Source organism: Streptomyces sp. NPDC020996 (genome assembly GCF_040641355.1).
GTDB lineage: Bacteria > Actinomycetota > Actinomycetes > Streptomycetales > Streptomycetaceae > Streptomyces.
Genome location: NZ_JBFADM010000154.1, coordinates 1 through 1,285, shown reverse-complemented (window position 1 = coordinate 1,285; position 1,285 = coordinate 1). Strand labels below are relative to the sequence as shown.

2 protein-coding genes are annotated in these 1,285 nt (G+C 66.9%); both read right to left on the bottom strand.

Annotation, left to right across the window (positions count from 1 at the left end; translation table 11 throughout):
* Positions 1-854 (bottom strand): alpha-amylase family glycosyl hydrolase (locus tag AB0G63_RS39110; RefSeq protein ID WP_360760675.1); only part of this gene is annotated, 854 nt, incomplete at its 3' end.
* A gap of 26 nt (positions 855-880) precedes the next feature.
* The coding region (locus tag AB0G63_RS39105) for an alpha-glucosidase C-terminal domain-containing protein (RefSeq protein WP_360760672.1) at positions 881-1,285 on the bottom strand (405 nt) is incomplete at its 5' end.

The following is a 1,285-nucleotide window of genomic DNA, read 5'->3' as shown; positions in this document are numbered from 1 at the left end:
GCCATGTGGCACTCGTCGCCGCCGGCGGCGTAGTCGCCGAAGTAGTCGACGACGTCCTCCGGCCACTGGTTCGCCTCCGCCAGCAGCACCGTGTCGGGGTACATCGCGTCGATCTCGCGGCGCACTCGCCGCAGGAACTCGTGGGTGGCGGGCAGGTTCTCGCAGTTGGTGCCCTCGGCCGCGTACAGGTAGGGCACGGCGTCGAGGCGGAATCCGTCGATGCCGAGGTCCAGCCAGAACCGCAGGGCGGCCAGGATCTCCTCCTGCACGGCCGGGTTCTCGTAGTTCAGGTCCGGCTGGTGGGAGAAGAAGCGGTGGAAGAAGTACTGCTTGCGGACCGGGTCGTAGGTCCAGTTAGAGGCCTCGGTGTCGACGAAGATGATCCGCGCGTCCGGGTACTGCTTGTCGTCGTCGGCCCACATGTAGTAGTCGCCGTAGGGGCCGTCGGGGTCCTTGCGGGACTCCTGGAACCACGGGTGCTGGTCGCTGGTGTGGTTCATGACGAAGTCGATGATGACGCGCATGCCGCGCTGGTGGGCGGCGTCCACGAACTCCACGAAGTCGGCGAGGTCGCCGAACTCCGGCAGTACGGCGGTGTAGTTCGCGACGTCGTAACCGCCGTCGCGCAGCGGGGACTTGAAGAAGGGCGGCAGCCAGATGCAGTCGATGCCCAGCCACTGCAGATAGTCGAGCTTGGCGGTCAGTCCCTTGAGGTCGCCGACGCCGTCGCCGTTGCTGTCCTGGAAGGAGCGCACCAGGACCTCGTAGAACACCGCGCGCTTGAACCACTCGGGGTCCCGGTCCTTCGCGGGGGTGTCCTCGAAGGTGTCCGGGACGGGCTGGTTGACTGTCATGACGCTGTGACCCTCCGAATCTGTGGCTATGCGGACGACCGCTGGACGTGGAGCACGTGTGCCGGGGCCCTGCCGGGTTCCAGACGCACATAGTTGCTCCGCCCCCAGTGGTAGGTGTCACCCGTCAGTTCGTCGTGCGCGGACATGAACGCGGTCCAGTCCAGGCCGAGTCGCGGCATGTCCAACGAGACCGTGGCCTCCTGGGTGTGGTGGGGATCGAGGTTGGCGACGACGAGGACGGTGTCCTCGCCCGTCGTCTTGCTGTAGGCGATGACCGCGTCGTTGTCGGTCGCGTGGAAGCGCAGGTTCCGCAGCCGGTGCAGGGCCGGATGCCGCCGCCGGATCTCGTTGAGGCGGGCGATGAGGGGGGTGATGGTGCGGCCCTCGCGTTCGGCGGTGTCCCAGTCGCGGGGTTTGAGCTGGTACTTCTC